Origin of the sequence: Flavobacterium amniphilum, from assembly GCF_023634845.1 — a bacterium.
GTDB classification, from domain to species: Bacteria; Bacteroidota; Bacteroidia; order Flavobacteriales; family Flavobacteriaceae; genus Flavobacterium; species Flavobacterium amniphilum.
This window is the reverse complement of sequence record NZ_JAMLJL010000031.1, coordinates 1-16,946: the sequence shown is the minus strand read 5'-3', so window position 1 is coordinate 16,946 and position 16,946 is coordinate 1. Positions and strand designations below refer to the sequence as shown.

Annotated in this window: 6 protein-coding genes; all 6 read right to left on the bottom strand. The window is 37.5% G+C overall.

What is annotated here, in order from left to right:
- Positions 1 to 62: 62 nt before the first annotated feature.
- Entirely contained in the window at positions 63 to 5,183 is a 5,121-nt protein-coding gene (locus NAT51_RS19310) for an RHS repeat domain-containing protein (protein WP_250601703.1), read from the bottom strand.
- A 426-nt stretch (positions 5,184 to 5,609) separates the two neighbouring features.
- Positions 5,610 to 9,074, bottom strand: a complete 3,465-nt coding sequence (locus NAT51_RS19305; protein ID WP_250601701.1) for a T9SS type B sorting domain-containing protein — start codon at positions 9,072 to 9,074, stop codon at positions 5,610 to 5,612.
- Positions 9,075 to 9,213: 139 nt separating this feature from the next.
- Entirely contained in the window at positions 9,214 to 9,690 is a 477-nt protein-coding gene (locus NAT51_RS19300) for a pentapeptide repeat-containing protein (protein WP_250601699.1), read from the bottom strand.
- A gap of 10 nt (positions 9,691 to 9,700) precedes the next feature.
- Complete coding sequence (locus NAT51_RS19295) at positions 9,701 to 14,611, bottom strand: lamin tail domain-containing protein (RefSeq protein ID WP_250601697.1); 4,911 nt, start codon at positions 14,609 to 14,611, stop codon at positions 9,701 to 9,703.
- A 12-nt stretch (positions 14,612 to 14,623) separates the two neighbouring features.
- A complete protein-coding gene (locus tag NAT51_RS19290; RefSeq protein ID WP_250601695.1) occupies positions 14,624 to 16,129 on the bottom strand; it encodes a hypothetical protein in 1,506 nt (501 codons plus the stop codon).
- A 44-nt stretch (positions 16,130 to 16,173) separates the two neighbouring features.
- Positions 16,174 to 16,946: tetratricopeptide repeat protein (locus tag NAT51_RS19285; RefSeq protein ID WP_250601693.1), on the bottom strand; the 773-nt coding region annotated here is incomplete at its 5' end.

Genomic DNA, 16,946 nt, shown 5'->3' with positions numbered 1-16,946 from the left:
TCCTCCTTATGCTTTCAAAATTAATATATCTTTTTTATTTACAAAACTATTTTTAAGGCTTTTTACAAATTTTTGTATTTCGTCTTGTTTTCTGACGAAAGCTTGAAACCGCCCGTCAATCCATTAGACTGATCATCAAATACTTCCACATATGATTTAACCAGTCGGCCCGCTGCATCATATTCGAATCGGGTTGCCAATCCGTTGTTGCCAACAATATGTGACAACTCATCCCATTCATCATAGACATAACCCACAACCGATGAAGCAATGGGACGAAGCATGATATCGTCGTAATTAACTGCCACTCCACTCCCTTTACAAGTCAGGGAAACTGTTGCTGCTGCAGTAGTCAAATCGAAATAATGTGCTTTCAAAACCCAGTCACCGGCCTGTTTGGTTTCCCCATTAAAGGTATACATCACACCATTGATTAGAATCCTTGCATAAGACACCTTATCTTTATGCACCCACACATTCAGTCTGTATCTACCGGCTTTGTGTTGATTATCTTTCAAATCAATATTCAATCTTGAAACATTATTCGCTGAAACAGAATACTTACCGGTATGAAATTTTGTATTATCAAGGGTAGCTCCGCTAAGACTCATGCCCGGCTCTAACCAAATCCCGCCACTGTTAACATTCTCAAGTCCCGAGTAATACAACTCATTGTATTTAGCAGTACCGATAGCTGTGATTTTCGATTCCTTATCCCCCATTTTGGTGGCTGCATGATTGTTGTTGATATCTTTGGCCTCCAGTGCCATTGAGTAATGATCATATTTGGTCACCTCGGAAATCTGCTTCCATTTCACAGGTTGTGAACCAACACCAACTGTCCAGTCAAAACCATCATCGGTAGTACTGTTATAGTTCTGGAAGATACCGTTACTATCTTTCAAACCATTCCAGATGTAATTTTTATGTTTACGCCATACTTTTTCCTTATCGTCCGTAGGTGTTACCAAATTACCTTCGATATCCTGATAAGTCCAGTTATTGTTCCAGGTTGTAATACCTACACCGGTCTCTTTCCAGGCTCCATTATCCAATATATATGAGAATTCAGCAGTTGTCTGAGAGAGCATATTACGATTATTTACATCATCAACCTTCGAACCCATTGTTCCGTATTTTGTATAGGCAGGAACTACTTTGACTTTGAAAGATCTACCATCGCTGGAAGTATAAATCTGTTCCTTGGAAATACCCGAAACCAAATCCCAGTCTTTGTATTCAGTTGTATATTTTTGACCACCCTTTTCTTCTGTGGATGATTTAACGATGCTTGGGTATTTGATCCTTGTTGAAGAATTGATTACCCATTTATCCCTTACTATTGAATTATTAGTGTAATCTACTTCTTTATAACTCTGATACGATTCCTGGACAATACCAATATTAGCAGGAATATCAGATTTGTTGTAATAATCACTATAAACTTTACTAAGTAATTGCCCTTGTGGATTTAAAGTGACAACCTCCAGCAATTGTCCTAAAGCAGCAAAATTTTCTTTAACTACATAAGAATTAATACTTACATCTTTGTTATTAGCGGTATTGACAAATGTTGGATTTGAAGTTTTATTAATTTCATAGAATTCACCGTATTTAATTTTGTTAGGAGATTTCTCTTTTAAAACATTAAATCGATAACGTATTTTGCCATTAGAAGCAACTCCTTGTTTATGAGAGCTCATTGACACATACTCATACATGACTCTTGGAGCCGGTAATTCAGAACTGTATGGCACTTCTTTGTCTACATTTGGCGAATACGGTATATAACTCACATGACCAACTCCATCTTCATTTTGTCCGTATTTATAATCAGTGATAAAATTATTAACTCCGTCTGAAACTTTAAGACTTTGAACACGGGGACCACCCCCTGCGATAGTTGTACTTGCGTTAACATTAAAAGTTGCACTTAACGTAACAAAAGTTCCTAATGCAGGACTTGGTGTACACGGCATATCAACAATATTCCCGGTACTTTGCACAATATATTCATTGTTTCCTAAACTCTGTGTAACAATTCCCTGTCCAGTATAACCGTCTTTATCACATTCATAAGAAACACCAACATTCCCACCTCCTGATCTACTTCTCCTCGTTATATGGTACACTATATCCAGATAAGATCCAACGGCAATACCAAAAGGCCTCTTAGATTTTATTCTGAAATTTAAAATACCGGATATTGAAGGTTGTTGAGTTCCAAAACCAGCTGTTTCATTCTTATTTTTATTTGAAAAAGTAACCGAATGTGGTGTAACAGTATGAAAAGAATTATCAGCATAGTCAACTTCGATGGTTCCCCCTTGTGGTGTAGTTATTTTCTTCAAAGAGAAGAAAGCTTGATTATCAGAATTATAGCCCCAAGCATTTTTATCTTCTATATCAAACTGTGCTGGATTATTGAGATATTCGAATTGATAAGGAGGCAAAACACTTGCTCCAGCTTTTCCTTTAAAATCTACACTTTTTAATGTTAAACGGCTATCACCCGGAACAAGACTATAATCGTAATTAAAATCAATTACTTTTAAAGCCTTTGGAACGGCAATTTGCCAATTGTCTTGTGAATCTAAAACATTATCATAGCAATTAAATTTTGCTTCTAACATTTCTTTTACAACCGACTGGTTGTATTTTATAAATATTTTTTGATTCGCATCCGGACCAGAAGCTTTATCAACTGCTGTTTGATCACTGTTTTTCAACAAAAGAATTTTATCAAGTCGTAATTGATTCTGGGACGGAACAATAAATCTATTCGAAACACCATTGTTTTCTTTGTCATTAACATGTTCCGCTGCATCATAATTCCACTGTGGTGACGGTGCATCTTGCCTTGCACTCTTTATAAAAAGCGCTGTATGGGTTCTGGTTTTAATCTTATCTAGATAATATAACTGCTTTCTTCCACGAATCCATGTTTGAATTAAAGGATTCTTTTCATCAATAAATTTATCTTTTTTATACGGATTTTTCCACACAAAAGCATCTGTCCATTTCCCATATTCAAAACTGGTCCAATATCCTAAATCACCATCACCGGCAACACCATCACCATTATCAACATAATCAGGCCCGGTGACAGCCGTCAACATCCAATGGGTTGCAAAAGGATCCAGCTGTCTTTTTTCAAAATATGATTCCCATTCATTAACACTTTCCGGTATAACACCGTTAGTTCTCGTAATAATTTCATGGTTATAAACCGGCAGTGAATAATGGTATGTTTTTCCGTCAACAGCTGTAATTTTAAAGGCACCAATTCCATCTTTTGGCATAACACTCCTATCCAAACCAGAAACATTAGCCTGTAAAAATCCTTTGTTTTTTAGTGTTGTATAATTATTGATAATTTCATCATTTGTAAAGTAATCGATATAACTTGACGTTCTTCTTCTTGGCTTATCATTCAAATCAATTCCTGAAGAATAATAATTCAAAGCTGTTGCATTAGAAGCATTAGCATTAAACAAAGCCGGGTCAACTTTTAAGTAGGTTGAAATTTCATTGTTAAACTCAAATTGAGGCCTTGAATTAAACTTTGTAAAATCTGACCCGGAAGCATTTTGTGGACGGACATTATACTTTAAAGCAAGACCATCTTTATTTTCTCTTCCATCCAGACCGAATAACACCCCGTTCTTATAAAGGGTTGACATCATGTTCCCTGAAATTCCCTGCCCACTTACTGCATAATTATCATAATTAGGGAATGTCATATTATTGCCGGCAACATTTACATTTGAGGAAATTTCATTATCACTGACTGTAATTTCACTAATATCCATAAAGGCATTATTGGGGGTTATTGTTCCCCAATGCGAAGGATAAGCAACCTCATTGTGGGGAGCATAATGAGGGCATCCCGTTTCAGTATATATAATATGCCCATTGGGTGTATACCCAATTGAGTAGAAAATATTCTCACAACGCACATTGACCCTATGATAATATCCATGTCCATGTGGTCCGACACCTTGATTTTGATATTGACAACCATCTCCATTCGACGACATAGAAGTACATCTAACCTCTATATTATGAGTCACCATCGTTTCATAATAGGGAGGAACCTCAATCCAGGCTGGTATAGGTTGATTAACAATCCCTTTATGATAATTAATTGGACCAGTCACATAATTCTCAACATTTTTTCCTAACCAATACCTAAATTCCTGTTTACCAAAATTCAAATTGAATACTCCAATTGGAGTTGGAACAGTTAAATTATACATCCATCCTCCCGCTGCTGAATCAAGACAATAATCCCCCATTGAAACCGTATTATTGAACGCCATAAACATACCACTTCCCACAGAAGCACTATTATGTTTGGTTTTGTTAGTGACGCCTGCCCTAAGCCCTACACCTTTAGAAGACAATGTCACATCCAAACCTACAGAAGTTCTATCTCCTCCATTAAAATCAAATCCTAAAGAATGAGTACCGTTAGTATTGTAACCTACCGAAAATCCGTTCCCATTATTGTTGTACCCTGCATTTATTCCAACATCTCCATTTGAATCAGCACTCACACCCAATGTAAGTCCACTACTTGATGTATAACCAACGCCAATCTGAACATTAGTTCCTTGATCTCCGAAACTTACCGTCGCATTAGCACCAAGAGAAGCACTATTATCAATCTTATATCCAACTCCAACACTTACGTGTCCGCCCAAAGATTGATGACTCCCCCAATTAAATCCCATTCCAACAGAAAAAATTCCGTTTGAATATCCAGTAGAAATATAAGATGATGAAACTGTGTGGGTTCTGTCCCAAAAATATTCATTTAAATGTGAAGCACTATAATCATCAGGATAACCATTGATACTTCTGTCAATAGCCCCGGGATTCACATTCCAGCCCAACCCCGTCCAAGACGATTCCTGATCCATCGCAATACCGGCATGATAACCCATCGCTAACGGGTAGCCCCCTTCGGGACTTGGCACATTTAACAATGGCAATACATAACTGTATTGACCCGTAATCAAATTCACCATATCAGTGGCATCCACCGGTTCAAAGCTGGCTGCCTCCGGTGATTTGGGCCCGTTATTGGAAGCATACAAATTAGCGGGTATTAATGTAGGAAAGAAAATCAATAAAAAGAACGTTGCAATCGCCCTTTGGAATTGTTGGCTGGTATTCATAAATTATTTAAAATCGTAAGTGTAAATTCTGGATACTTTTCATTGGATTCTACTTTTTAAAAGAACTACTCCTTTAAAAATCAATTAATTGAAATAAAAATCTTGTTAAAAAAACCGTTAAATCAAATAAAAAAGGCAATCAGAAATTGCCAAGACAGTAAAACCGGGGGCAAAAATAAGATTTTGAAATTCTTGAGCACTATTATTTTGCAAAAAAGTTCTTCCTTTTTTAACATTTTTTTTAGAAGATTTATTACATAAAAAAACACACCGGCTGGTGTGTGTTTTTATATCTACTATTCATCATTAATTCTTAGAATTAACAAATCCAATAATCAATTTTCAAATAAATAATAAAACTTGCTATTCATAATAACTAGCAAAAAATTCTAACACAGTCCGTATTTCAAACACAAAGAATGTTTATTATCTTTTCAAAGCAAAATGGCCTTTGTATTCTTTACCGTCCTGTCTTTTAACAACAAACCAATAATCAGAAGCAGGCAGAGGGTTTCCAAGATAAGTTCCATCCCATCCGTTTGCATTATCAGTCTTTTTAATCAATTTCCCAAACCTGTCAAAAATGACTAATGAAAGATTAGGTTCCTGATCAGCAAATTCAATTCGCCACACATCATTATAACCGTCACCATTAGGCGTAAAAAATTGCGGATATGCTAACAAACGCAACTCTTGTGTTACAATACCACATCCCTTTTTATCCCTGACATAAACAGTATAAACTCCGCTGGACAAGCCACTAAAGACATTACTTGACTGGTACATCACCCCATCAATTGAGTATTCATAATCTCCATCACCCGTCACCAAAACTTCTATAGAATTTTGATTCGTACTCCAATCGTTGATTTTTATTTCGTTAATTACTGCTACGTTCGAATTATACACAACAAAGTTTTGAGTTTGATCACACACAATATCGCTATAATTTTTCGTAACTGTCAACGAATAATTTCCGGCATTCGTAATAATAGTCGAATTGGCCGTTTCACCATTTGACCACAAATAACTGTCATATCCCAAAGGCGCGGTTACCGTAATCGAACTTCCTTCACAAATCGAATAAACATCGGCCATGTCTAAAGCCGGCTTTTGTCTGACATTTATTTGAAAACTACTTGTCACATAACATTCTCTTGCCAACTTATTCTCAAGGCGGATAAAAATAGTTTGTGGATTGAATGTATTCGTATAATTTGAATTCAAACTGTTCAATCCGGCATTTGCATCACTTTGGGAAAGATGATAAGTAATATTAAAATCACCAGCATTTTGACTTCCAAGTAATACTGTCTCATGACTGTTTAATAAGAATAAAGCACTTGCCCCATCTGAACAGGCAACCATATCTGGAACCACATTGGCGACAGGCATTTTATTCAAACCGATTTTAAAAGAGTTACTCGCAAAGCAACTTGGGTTGGCTCTGTTTTCAATTCTGGCATAAACCGTTTGGGGATTCGAAACATTCTGATAATACTGTGGCAATGGATTCGAATTAGTAGTAGCATCCGATTGGGTTAAATGATATGTTACACCAAATTCTGCAACATTTTGATTCTCCAACACACTTGGATTATTAGCCTGCAAATCGAATAATTCAACTCCGTCATTTCCGTTATCACAAACATATTGATCAGCAACCGTATTGGCAACTGGAAGCTTATTCACTACAAGATGAAAACTGCCAACTCCGGAACAACCTACATTTCCGTTAACCGAAATCCTGAAATAAATCTCTTGATTTTGACTCGTATTCACAATCGGTGCTGCAATTGGGTTTACACCATTTTGCGCATCAGTTTGGTTAAGATGGTAAGTCACCTGAAAAGTCGCAGCAGGTTGTCCGTTTAAAACTTCAGCCGTTTTAGTTATAAGATCAAATGTTTCGGTGCCGTTATTGGACACATCATCACAAATCTTATAATCACCCACAGTCACTACAGTTGGCGACTGAATAACTTTCAAAACCAATGTCGTAGTCGCAAAACAGGATGATTCATTAACATTTGTAACCCTGGCATGGATCGTTTCCGTTGGATTAGCATTGGTGTAACTATTCGGCAATGGATTAGCATTATTTATCGCATCATTTGAAGTTGGATGATAACTCACGTTAAAAACAGCCGGATCCTGACCGTTTAAAATCTCGTTGGTTTTACTTTGAAGATTAAAAACATCCCTACCGTCATAAGGAGCACTTTCACAGATTACATAATCAGAAGGCTGTTCAGCAGTAGCCTCTCTGTTCAATGAAAGATTAAACTGGGTCAAGGCAAAACAGGTAGGATTGCCTTTTGCAAACACTTTAACATATATTGGTCTTGTTCCGAAAACTAATTGATAATTAGTAATCCCCAACTGATTAATATTATCGACCGCATCGGTAGCAGTTGCAAAATACTGGACACCAAAATCAGCAGGTAACTGCGTCCCCAACACAATTGAATTATACTGTGACAAATCGTAAAACATAGAATTCTGTCCGCAGATTTTCTGATCAGGAATACTATTTGCAATTACAGGCTGCGATACAATCTTAATCAGTTTCTGTTTCGTTAGTATACCGGAATTAAGGGTAATTGTAGCAGTTGCTACATAATCTCCTATTGCCGGATAATTATGAACCACAGTCAGACCCGTCTGTGTAGGCGAACCGTCTCCAAAATCCCAGACCACACTGACCACATCCTGTGGATTAGCCAAAGTAAAGCGTGTAGTTGAACCCGAACAATATTTTTGGGTAGTAATCAGATTACTAAAAAAAGACTGAACAAAATTAGGCAGACCAAACCTTGGCTCTGAAGCTATCATTTGGACAGCGTGAGGGTCATAATTACATTCGGCTCCCAAAAGATCAGGATCATTCACTTCCCCAATAGTGTATGAACGAAAATTAGAAAAGTAAATTTTTCCATTTGAAGCCAACTGCAACTGTCCCAATGGATTGAGTTCATAAAGTGAATTACCGATGGTGATTGTTTTTTGACTGGCAGGAATATCGGCTGCAGTCAAATCATATTGAAACAGTGCTTTATTATGAAAAATAGTCGAAACATAAGCTACATCTGAGGAAGGGGAAAATTCGACCCCATAACTGTTATTCAAAGTATTCACTATTCTTGGATTACTCGCAACACCTGTTGCGTTATCGAAATCATATAAAGAAGTACCTAAATAAAAATCCGTCATCAGTATTTTAGTACCATCCGGAGAAAACTTCATACAACCCTGATAACCTCCCATAGAAATAAGCGAAGGGGAAATTGTATTGCTCTCTACAGGAACGGTACTGATACCCGAAGCAGTAACACTATACATTTTAAACCTCGAACTGTCAACATCGACAATCCCTACCCAATACCCGTCACCATTTCTGTTTTTAACAGCAGAAAGCCTGCAGTTTGTACTGTTTGAAATAAAATTATGATGGGAAATAACAGCACCGTTACCGGAATCAAGGGTCATATCCACCTCCGAATAACTGAATGTGTTTATAGTGTTTAAATCAAAATCAAAACCAAAAGTATTACTGAAAATATAATAATGATCAGGAGTACCGGGTTTCGGAACAATAATAGCCGCTTGGGAGGATTCAACATAATCTGCAATGGGAAAACCATTAACCATAATTTGATGTTGCTTATTGTACACCATGTTTCCATCCGTATAAAAAAGTAAATTACCCGCCGCATCAGACATACTGGAGGTACCCTGATTTACGTATAGCTGTCCGGAAGTTGCCTGTGGTGTCAGGGCATTGAAATGCATTCCCGAATTATAGCCAAAATACCAGTTATTGGTTTCGCCCTGCGCTTTAACTGTCAATGAACATAGTGCTAAAAAAACACCAATGATTACTTTATACATACTTTAGAATTACGGCGCAAAAGTACAGTTTTAAAACTGGTTTTTTGGCATTTAATTTTGTAAGAATTATAAAACAAGAATCAAATTCAACAAAATGATTCCAGTTTAAATTTTTTAGTATATATTATTTTACTTTAAATCAAACTTTTATAGCACCTTTTTCTAATGCATTAAACCCTACTGGCCAAATTGTTGTATCATCAAAAATAGCATTTTCAAAAATAGCGTTTTCAATGTTAAAACACTTCATATTAGCTCCTCTTAGGTTAGCATTCTTAAATTTAGCTCCATCAATATTAGCTCCTTCCAAGTTTGCCCCATCTAAATTTGCATTTTCAAATAAAGTAGAGATTGCAATAGCATTAATTAATGATGCACTACTCAAGTTCGTTTCTCTTAAATCTGTAAAGATAATATTAGCCGATTCTAAAACACATTTTTTTAGAACCGCTCTAAATAAAAATGCTCCTCTTAAATTTGTATTTAAGAAACTTGACCCAGAAAGATTAACTTCCTCTAATTCTGCCCTATGCAAATTCAAATTATCTAAAGAAACATAATCTAATTTATCATAAGGCACTTCAACATTCAGACCTGTTGCACAATTTATAATCATAATATAAAATTTAGTGACCTCCCCAGTCAAATAAGTCAACTTTTGTTTTTTTCATAAAAATTTCCAACCCAATTTGACTTCTTGGAATTGTATAGGGAACACGTGGCGGTTCAATTCCAAAAATTCTACCAGCAACATATCTATGATTCCCTTCAATTATTATATTACCCGACACTCTTATTGGAGGAGCAGCCAAACCTTTCTCAAGCATTGTTACATAACGTTGTACCATAGGAAGTGACACCTTACCTTGTAATGTCATCATATCAGAACCTTCTAAAGAATTAGCAATCATTTCTTCGGTAACTATTAATGCTTGCTTAGGCATGCTCTTGGATATCACCGAAGGCCCTTCAATAAACTCCTCATAAGGAGCAACTTGACTTAGTCGCTGAGTTGCTTTAACTACTTTAGCTGAATTGGAAACTTTCAATACTTTAGCTACTTTATTCAATACACCTGTAGCTCTTGCAGCTTTAGCCAAAGTAGAGAGTTCACCAATACCTGTAACAGAGCCCACTAATTCCCCAAAAGCAGTCCCGCTAGTGAATGGATCATCACTTGTTAAATTGTTATAGAAATTATCCATGGCGATACCCATGCCCACATATGTATCAGCAGTATTTGTACCAAACTGTTGATCAAATATAAGGGTATTAAGATGCTGTGAACCCGGCAAGGCAGGGTACCCTCCAAAGACACCACTTGCCGCCACTGAAGTAAGTCCCAAATTGTATACTCCTTCAACAGTATCACCTATATACCATATTGCTTTTACAGAACTTTTTACCGTTAGCCATAATCCGTTAAGAAAGCCTAACTTTTGATAAAATGATGTTCCCACAGGGGAAAAAGGAGCAAATACACCTCCATCACCATCAATACCGTTAACGGGTGTATTCCCCATACCCAAATAAGCAGAGTCATACTGCCCAGCCGGATCTGGGTTTAACCATCTTCCCAGGCGTCCGTCCCATAATCGCAATTCAAAAGCTTCCATACCGGTTTCGGTATCGAGTTCCTGACCTTGATACGCGTAACGGTAAGTAGAAGTAAGTCCATCATCAGGCAATCTTTCCCCAAAAGGATAATAATGGGAAATATAAATCATTGTTATGGCGCTATTAACCGGCTTGTGGAGTATCGCACGCACGTTTCCTTGATGATCTGTAACCTGATAAAAAATATTATCATTAGTTGGATTACTAGCTCTGTTGTATACTCCCAGTCTTCCCAAACCATAAATAACCGCTTCGGTCTGGGTTATAGAACTACCTGCAGGTTTTTTATAAATCGCCATCGTATTACCTGTGGCATCCAAAGCATAATAGTCGGTACTTGCCAGGTTATAAGGAGAAGCAATATTATAAGACTCCTTTCGCACACGCTGTCCCCGTTCGTTATAAAAAAACTTGACCAAAGCATTACCGCCTTTTCTTATTTCAGTAGTCAGGCCCTGGGCATTGTAATAATACTGAAGACCTTCTGCCGCATTCGAAGTCATTTGCCCGGCATTATCATAACCGTAATTCCCGGCTGGCTGGCTATCGATATCATAAGTAACTCCCGGATTCACGGCATCTGTTACATATAACAATCTGTTTTTATCAGTACTGTAATTATAGGTCAGGTTATCAATCAACTGTCCGTTCTTATCTGTACGCTGTAAGGTTTTGATATTACCGTTGGCATCATAAGTCAGCGATCCTTCCTTAAATTTTGTGTTGGTACTTATTTGTCCTGTACTCACATTATGGGTACCGAAAGCTGCATTAGTTAATGAACCGTCACGGTTGTAATCATACATGTAAGCTCCCTGTGTTACAGGACCGGAAATCACTCCATTATTTATAGTATTTTGGGTACCCCATCTTGCCGCCTTGATATTACCGTTAAAATCCTGATTGACTCCCACGATTGAGGATGAAGATGCAATATTGGTATTGGCTCTTTGGTAATCTCCGTTATGGTAATCCAATATCAAACCAAACACATCGTTAAGATCATGTCCGGGATCTTTAGCCTGATCCAGACTTGGATGATTGATACTCTTCAACTGACCACCCAATGTATACACATAATCCAACCCTTGCAAGCCCTGACCGATATTCAAACGCTTCAATTCACCGGTTACATAATAACTGTAATCAGCATGGGTAATAAAAGTAACATTATCCCTGGAAGTTTCAGCCTTGATCATCGCACCGTTCAAACTATATGTGTAACGGTGTACAAATAATTCCGACGGACTCCCTTTCTGGAACAAAACCTTACTCACATTTCCTTTGTAATCATACTCGTAATGAGTAGTCTTGGCGCCTAATCCTTCTGTATACTGGACAACCCACATCACACGGCCATAAGCATCATAGTTATACCACGTGATTGCATTGATGGTTGTCCCGGTTTTAGCATAAGTACAAACTACCCTGCCTTCCAGATTTTCCTGTATGTAAGTACCACCCATTAGGGCACTCAATTGTAAATTTGAAGGAATTCGGTCACCTGCAGCAATATTTGAATCATAATTATCCAGATAATCATAAACAGAAAAAGTCTGTTCTGATTTTGTCGGATTACTTGATAATAAAGCCGCATCCGTATTTCCGGAAGCTTCCGTCCAAATATTTGTTGAACCAGTTAACACTCCGTTTTCAAAAGGTCTCCCTTCTGAATCATAATTAACATAGGATATTTGATTGGTCTGATTGGCATTTTGCGTATAACGTAAGGCTCCGTCTTTTTTACGGTAAGCAAATCGTACAACTCCCTCATCAGGACTAATCGCTTCAACTATTTGACCTTTGTCATTATAAACATATTTTGAAATGTAGTCACTTGCATTTGACTGCATATGGGCCGGTACATCTACAATAAGCGAATTAAACTGATATCCTTTCGGCTGTATATTTTTAAGCAGCTGACCCGTTTTATTGTATACGTTAACCGTATATTCATAATAATTAACACTATACGAAACTCCCAAAGCATTAACATCATAGGTAATGGCACCCCCTGAAGGAGTTTGGCCAACATACACTTTAGGATCAGTCGTCGGGATGTTTTTTGCTTCAACACGGTATGCCCTGCCCGAAGCCAGACTTGGAGGCTGTGACAAAGTAACCGGCAGTCCTGTTTTCAGGTCAAACACTTTATAATCAGCAGCATTGTTACCAAGCAATGTCCCTGCTGGAGCACCGGCAGGTATATGCACATCCACATAGCCTTGTGTACCGATTAATGAATACACCGGATAATTTACAGGACCTCCCGATCGGGCTGCCGCTAACGTTTTTCCTTCACTGTCTGTAAACAAAACATTTTCAACCCCGTTAGCATCAACACTTACGGATTTAAACATCTTTTCGGCGACTTCTTCTTTTCCTCCATTTACAGGTCCTTCAAAATGATTATAACCAAAGGCATAATACATTTCCTGCCCGGCTGAAACCACATAAGAATAACCCGTTCTCCATTCATTGTCTATTTTATTACCACCCACGGCGTTAATAACATTTCCGGGATTAAGGTTATTATCATAATTAATCTCGGAATAGGTTTGCTCTGCTGTAGCCTGATGCGTTTCATAAGTATTATTGTCACTGTAATACTTATCCAAAAACTGTGTTTTATAGACAGGAACCGAAAGAAATTGCACATTATTATCCAGACTCATACACGTAGGCGCCAGAAACGACTCTTTCCAAGGTCTCCCGAAGTCATCATACAAGGTTTCTAATCCCCAAGTCATATCAGTTTGAAAATCTTTCAACATGGACACTCTCGGATTCCCCAGATCATCAAAATAAGTCTTGGTATTACCGTTAATAGTCTGTGATTTCAGATCATAAGTAATTAGTTCAGAACTATTATCGCTATCCGGCCCAAATGACGACGAAACCATATAAGGATCCAAAGGCAATAAAGATATTGCTACCAATGGGTTGCTTCCCGGAGTGGTAACTCCAATGGCAAAAGTCGTTGATCCGCCTGTATAATAACTTTCAACTGCAGAACGATAGATTGATTTTCTTACATTATCATCAATGACACTATACTGTCTTTGTCCTCCAACCAATACATAAGTACCATCAGGGTTTTTATCCGCTATACCTCCCAAAGGACCGTTAAAAACACCTCCATCTCCATTGGGTGAAAAAACTCCCAAAGCAGAAGGCGCATTTGACCCATCTCCAACTGAAAGATTACTGTTCGTATCAATTGAATAAACAACCTGATCCACCAATTTCCCACTTGGAGAATAAAGCGAAACTTTGTCTTCATTATTGTATAATACCATTGTATTTTGCAACACAATACTTGAAGGTGAACTATAGCCACTTGTCGTCAAAACCTCAGGAAACAATTCCTCAAATTTAGCACGTCCGCCGATAGCACTTTGGGCACCGCCGGCAGACACATTCGGAGTAGCTGAATTCCAGGCTCCGTAATATTTAAAACCACCGTAAGTAATAATCTTATGTCCTCCCGGCGGTATGACTAGATCACCATTGATAGCATCTGCAGTAAGTGTAAATTCAGTATGATTATCCTTGATTACCCATCCGTCAACATTAACAGGAGTATTTGAAGAATTGAATAACTCAATATATTCTCCGAAAAAATGGTACTTGTCGGCTATCTGTTCATTATAACGGGAATCAAAATAGATCTCTGAAATTACGATTTTACCATACTTCCCACAATTTTGGGAATTGCTGAGCGGCAAATTGGTATTGATCTTTGCCGAAAAATTAAGACTTGGATTATCAAAAGCACTACCTCTGAAACCGGTCTGCAAGCTAATTGATACCGGGTCTTCTACAATCTGTGATGTAGTAACCGGTGTATTGAGAACAGTTTGGGCATGAAGGCTGAAACTTAAAATGAATAATCCTGTTAGTAAAAGTTTTTTTATCATAAAACCTTATTATTACTTACTTATTTTTTTAAGAGCTGCAATTTCTTTTTGCATCTCCATGATTTTTTTATTCTGCTCAATTGTATAAAGCGTCAGCTCTTCAATTTTCTGCAACAATTTGATTTGGAATTCACCCACATTAACTCCTTCTTTTTCCATTTCTTTAGCAGAAGCAATTTCTGGCAAGTGTTTCTTTTCTTTAATATGCTTTTCTACTTCTTCCAATTTAGGAAGGTTATAATCTTCTTCGAATACGAAATCGGCAGTTGGCGTTAGGGTAATTTTAACTTCTTTAGCCTCAATTTTAGCATCCACTTTCATATTGTCAGTAAATGACGATTTCCCTACAACATCTAATCTATATTGCGGATTTGTAGTTCCGATACCCACATTTCCGTTTCCTCCAATTCTCATTCTTTCATCATTTCCTGTAGCAAAAGCAATGTTACCCATATTGTCACCGCTTGAACGGAACGACATCGTGGTATCATCTCTTTGCCCTGTAGGACTTCCCGTTAATTTGAATCCTGGCATGATATCCAACGCCTGGTTAGCATTCGGACTCTGGATTGAAACACCAATATTATAATCACCAACACCTTTGATTGATAATTTTGACTTAGGGGATGTTACACCAATACCAACATTATTGTTGGAATCCATTCGCATAACTTCATTTAAACTTCCTTGATTTCTGGTAAAGAAACGCAAACCTCCTGAACCGTTATTCGTTGAAGTTTGGTAAAAACTACTGATTCTACCAACAATATGTTCGGCTCCCTGAATTTTATAATCAAGACTGATACGTGATAAATCTTGCGCTCCATTATCATTACCAACAAGTGTCAGATGTCCTTGTCCAGCTGTATTGTAAACTTCCAGTCTTGTCGCTGGCTCATAAACACCAATACCCACATTTCCATTGTCTTTTACAATTAATTTAGATCCTTGATGATCACCTTTGGAAACCATCCATCTGTCTGCATTGTAATTTCCGAAAAACCAGTTATTGGTACCGTCCAATTGTTGACTTTGGATACCTTGTATATATCCGCCATTTGTAGTATTACGCTTTAAACTCAAAACCGGGGAATAATCAGAAACTGTCGCTTTGATCATTTGGGTTCCGTTAACTGCCGGACTGTAAGCAGGCAATGTGCTACATACAATCCACCATTGTGTTCCTGTACTTTTATATATATCAAATTGCTCCTGACTTGTTAAAACCGAACTATACATTGTTAAATTATCTGTCCCGTTAAAAGGCTGATTGAAATACCCTCCTTTTATAGCACATTGCGCGTGCCATGAAGCATTAATCTGGTTTTGGGCATTGTACTCTAAAGTATTAACCCCATCCCAAGGAATTACATAAACAGAAAAATCAATTCCTGGATTTTTAGCTGCAATCACCGCATAACCGGTTGCTCTTGCATTTTGTTTTTGAATATCAGTTGTGGTTTGGGCATTAACATTTAATCCCACTAAAACCATTACTACTGCAATTATTTTTTTCATTACTGAATTTTATATTTATTTTTTATACCTAAAATTGGCGATCCTTAATTTCTCCCCTGAACAAATTTATCCGAAGGGTTGAATGCCTTTAGTTGCATCAGAATCCTTCCGCTCTGTTCCCTGTCTCCTGCCGAGTGGTATACTTTATAAAGAAGATGATATAGCGGAATTTTATGCTTGAACGATTCCTTTTCCTTCTTATCTGAAAGGGTTTTCAACTTGGTAAGATTGGTAGTGGCAACATCTTCTTCCTTAAGTCCGATCTGCAATACCTCTCTCGCTTTCTGCAAATTACCCGAAGCCAATAAAACGCTCGCATAACGGTAAATCAATTTGTTTACTACAGACGGTGAATTAGTTGTTACAATCGAAATAGTATTCTCAAGTATCTTTATCGCGTCCGAATAATTTCGTTGTGCCACATACAGCTTACCCAGCTTATCCAACACATCAACTGCAGTTTTGTCTACCAGATTGTAGTTATCCAAAACCATTTTCAGGATTGAAACACCGTTATTGAGTGATTCGGCTGTTACTTTTCCTTTACTGTGCGCCTCTTCAATGGCATCCACCACTCCAAGGTAGCTGTAAACCGAAGGATGTTTATCAGCAAACTTCTGACGCTCCTTGATCAGCTCAAAGTACTTCCCATTGGTACGGTAAGCTTTCTTCAATTCGAAGAATGATAATGAATCGGATGGATCCAGATCAAAAAGTCTCTGTGACAACACAAGGCTCTTTGCAGCATCCTTCTTATGTCTGTCCAATAAAACACGTAAGTGTTTCTTTTTTTCTTTGGTGATATGGAACGTACGTT

Coding starts and splice junctions, on each gene's coding strand:
- NAT51_RS19290 (WP_250601695.1), bottom strand. CDS start 16,129: ATGAAAAAAATAATTGCAGTAGTAATGGTTTTAGTGGGATTAAATGTT.
- NAT51_RS19310 (WP_250601703.1), bottom strand. CDS start 5,183: ATGAATACCAGCCAACAATTCCAAAGGGCGATTGCAACGTTCTTTTTA.
- NAT51_RS19305 (WP_250601701.1), bottom strand. CDS start 9,074: ATGTATAAAGTAATCATTGGTGTTTTTTTAGCACTATGTTCATTGACA.
- NAT51_RS19300 (WP_250601699.1), bottom strand. CDS start 9,690: ATGATTATAAATTGTGCAACAGGTCTGAATGTTGAAGTGCCTTATGAT.
- NAT51_RS19295 (WP_250601697.1), bottom strand. CDS start 14,611: ATGATAAAAAAACTTTTACTAACAGGATTATTCATTTTAAGTTTCAGC.